This is a genomic window from Staphylococcus devriesei, from assembly GCF_002902625.1.
Classification (GTDB): domain Bacteria; phylum Bacillota; class Bacilli; order Staphylococcales; family Staphylococcaceae; genus Staphylococcus; species Staphylococcus devriesei.
Window position 1 is genome coordinate 1 of the sequence record NZ_PPRG01000100.1, and the last position, 4,028, is coordinate 4,028.

The window sequence follows — 4,028 nt, forward strand, 5'->3', positions numbered from 1 at the left end:
CTTTAATTTTAATATTTAAAGGTCTATTTTTATATTTTTCTTTTGTTAATAATTTAGAACTTTTTATATCATTGGCGTAGGCGTCTTTTATATCTTTAGCAATTTCTTTATCATATATAAACGCATTCACTTCAAAGTTTAATACGAAGCTACGATAATCCATGTTTTCAGAACCTACACTACTAATTTCATCATCAATCATTAGTACCTTGGAATGAATAAATCCTTTTTGGTAAGTATATATTTTGACGCCACTTTCTAATAACTCTGCCGCATTAGAAAACGTGGCCCAATAGACGAATGGATGATCAGGTTTACAAGGAATCATAAGGTGTACTTCCACACCAGTACTTGCTGCCATTTTTAGCGCATTAATATAAGAACGGTCTGGAATGAAATAAGGACTTTGCATATAAATAGACTTCTTCGCACTCATAATCATCTTAGTATAGCCGTATTCAATTTGATGAAGTTCTTCTGCTGGCCCACTTGAAACGATTTGAATTGCCGCATCTCCTTGATGTGGTTTCTTTTCTGGGAAATACTTGTCGTCATATTCAAATTGCGGACGATGAGCTTGGGAGTTCCAATCAAGTATAAAGCGCATTTGTAAAGCATCAATTACACTGCCTTCAACACGTATATGGGTATCTCGCCAATAACCTAGTTTGCCTAAGCCTAGATAATCATCGCCTATGTTAAAACCACCTATGTAACCTACTTGTCCATCAATAACAATAATCTTTCTGTGGTTGCGATTATTCATTCTAAAGTTAATTAATGGGAACTTCGAAGCAAAGAAGGCTTCAACTTCTCCACCTAATGCTTTAAAGTGTTTAAACTTAGACATTCCCACCTTTTTAGACCCCACGTCATCATATAAAATCTTGACTTCAAGGCCTTCTTTAAGCTTGGTTTCTAACGCATCAATAATACGGTGACCTAAACCATCAAGCTCAAACGTATAATACTCTAAATGTATATAATTTTTAGCATTATATATATCTTCGACTACCTTATCATATAGCTTATGACCATCAGTAAATAAATTTACTTTATTATCTTCAGTTAAAAAAGCATCTTGTTGATTTAATAACATTCTAATTAGATCACGATGCTTAATTACTTCGTCATTATCACTTCGATATGTATGTGTATCTAACTGTTGAATTTGTTTATTTACTAATCCTTTGAAGGCATCAAGCTCTTTACCATTATTTTTCTCCATTTTACGTTTAGAAACTGTTCTTCCAAAAAATAAATAGAGAATAAAGCCAATAATTGGTAAAACAAATAGCACAAACAGCCATGCCCACGTAGATGTGGCGCTCCTTCTATTTCTTTCTAAAAATATAATTGTAAAAGCCAACCCGATATTAATAATAAATGCAAGTACAAGTATAATTGTTAGTATTATTCCTATATTCGTGGTGAACAAAAATTTCATTTTTAATACTCCTATTAATTTGTTAAATATATTTAGTTTTTATGAGTTAGAATCAATAATGCACTTAGTACTTCTTCATTATTTGGAAACTTACGTTCTTCTACCTTTTCTATTGAAATATTCAGTATTTCGAAGTAGCTACCTTCATCGCTTTCTAAATAATCATTGATTTTATTTTCAAGAGTTTCAATCGATTCCCCTTGAATTTTTTTAAATTTGACTTTGCTCATTGCATAACACTCCTTATTTATTTATTTGATTAAATCATAGTATTGTTACATACAGTTTGCAACTAAATTCACGGATATTAATAACTTTAATCTAATTTTAAAGCGTTTACAATTATATGCATTAAATATTTAATTCACTTTAATACTGAATTACTGTATAATTAAGTTATTATTTTATTTTTCAGAATAATTAAACAATTAATCTTAATTAATTAGTGGAGGGATGCTTATGATTTCATTTGAAAATGATTATCTTGAAGGCGCACATGAAAAAGTATTACAACGATTACTTGAAACGAACCTAATCCAGGCTGCTGGATACGGTGATGACCCATTTTCAAAACAAGCAGCGGACAAAATTAGAGAAGCCATTAAATGTGAAGATGCTACGGTGAGATTCTTAGTTGGGGGCACACAAACGAATCAAGGAGTAATAAATTCAGTTTTAGAACCTTATGAAGGCGTGATTTCTGCCGATACTGGGCATGTAGCCGTTCATGAAGGTGGCGCTATAGAGTTCAGCGGACATAAAGTGTTAGCAATCCCTTCTCTTGAAGGGAAAATTACGCCTAAGGAAGTAAACGAATATTTAGATACCTTCTATAATGATTTTAAACGTGAACATATGGTTTTTCCTGGCATGGTTTATATTTCTCATCCTACAGAATATGGAACTTTGTATAGCAAAGATGAATTAAAAGATTTAGCTATTGTATGTAAAGAACACAAGATACCACTATTTATGGACGGAGCAAGATTAGGTTATGGCTTAATGAGCAATCAAAGTGATTTAACTTTTGAAGACATCGCAAAGTATTGTGATATCTTCTATATTGGTGGAACAAAAATAGGAGCGTTATGTGGAGAAGCGATTGTCTTTACTAAAAACAATGAACCTAAACACTTTACTACACGCATTAAACAACATGGTGCTTTACTAGCTAAAGGTCGTCTCATCGGCGTGCAATTTTTAGAATTATTTACAAATAATTTATATTTAGACATTAGCCGTCATGCTATTAATATGGCTAATAAAATGAAAAAAGGATTCTTAGAAAAAGGTTATCAAGTTTATTTTGATTCCCCTACAAACCAACAATTCTTTGTACTTAGTGAAGAAAAAATAAAAGAGTTACAGCAAAAAGTTAAATTGCCGTTTGGGAAAAATATGATGACAACCATCGTGTAGTGAGATTCGCGACAAGTTGGGCTACTACTGAAACAAATGTTGATAAGTTATTGGAATTAATTTAACAATGTTAAAAGCGGGACAGAAATCTACATCATTTTAAAGATTTCATTGCTCCGCTTTTTTATAGTTTGACTTATTTTTTTAAATTACTGTAAATTACTTATCTATTACGCACGAAATAAATAAAACCTATTATTAACGCTCTATACCTATTATGGATTCTAATTTTTCTTTAGTAGTCGTTTTTCTTACATTAACAGTTACTTTCACTTCCATACTCCTCATCTATTAATTTATAGTTCCGTATCTTCTTTTAGATATATCAATATGCTAACCGATAATACTAGTATTAATGCTATATTCACTATCATTTCCATTACATCTAATAAACTTGATACTTTATTCATATTAAACCACTCCTTAAGAACTATTAATTACATTATATATTAAGTTCTTTATATATTGTATGATTTACTTAATATATATGCAGTCAACCTCAATAAAAGATTACGTGATATATAATTTAAAAAAGAAATTAGCTTATAAGGGAAGTAGCGCTATGTTAGAAATTTTAATTGTGAAGAAGTTTGATCAAGCTTCTCATTCTACTAGTATTTACAACTTCATTCTGTATTAATTCTTTATTTTATAATAGCTTTAAAATTAATTGTTTTCGCTTTTCTTGGTCTTTTTTAGTGCGTTAATTAAAACTAATGTTGTTACTAACGTTATAACATTATGTGAGATATTATTTCCTAAAAATACGTTAAGGCAGATAAGTAAGATTAAAATTATGTAAATAGTTTTCATAACATTTGAGTATTAGAATTTAGATATAATAAGAACAAGCATTGGAGAAGTAATTTAATTCCTCATTAATCATTACCTCCGTTTTGCCTATAGCGACTATTGAAACTATATAAAATTATAGTTTTACTTTATTAACTATATCTTCTAATACTCTCCCTCCTAGTAAATATTGTTTCTTCAATTATATCATTAATTTAGATACTGCAATGAATTTAGTCAGAATTTTCAAACAATAATAACGTTTATAATAGCTTCTACTGCCAATTTAGCAATGTCTTTTACCGTCAAGGTGTTAAATAACATCACTTTCTCTTTATCTATGTAGTAAGGCTGTCTCTTATACACATCT

The 4,028-nt window shown here is 30.0% G+C and carries 2 protein-coding genes and 1 pseudogene; 1 reads left to right on the plus strand and 2 read right to left on the minus strand.

The features are described 5' to 3' along the window. Together cls and CD147_RS11595 are read right to left on the minus strand one after the other, a co-directional pair. Positions 1-1,447 (minus strand): cardiolipin synthase (gene cls / locus CD147_RS11590; RefSeq protein WP_103167604.1); only part of this gene is annotated, 1,447 nt, incomplete at its 3' end. Between the two features lie 32 nt (positions 1,448-1,479). Continuing rightward, positions 1,480-1,677 carry a hypothetical protein gene (locus CD147_RS11595; protein ID WP_103167605.1) on the minus strand — a complete coding sequence of 66 codons (198 nt, stop codon included), beginning with the start codon at positions 1,675-1,677 and terminating at the stop codon, positions 1,480-1,482. 229 nt (positions 1,678-1,906) lie between these two features. On the opposite strand from CD147_RS11595, the pseudogene CD147_RS11600 reads away from it, so the two are divergent. After that, positions 1,907-2,931, plus strand: a pseudogene (locus CD147_RS11600) (threonine aldolase family protein). Positions 2,932-4,028: the final 1,097 nt, after the last annotated feature.

Bases quoted from the DNA above. Each gene is read 5' to 3' on its own strand.
- CD147_RS11595 (WP_103167605.1), bottom strand. From the start codon at position 1,677: ATGAGCAAAGTCAAATTTAAAAAAATTCAAGGGGAATCGATTGAAACT.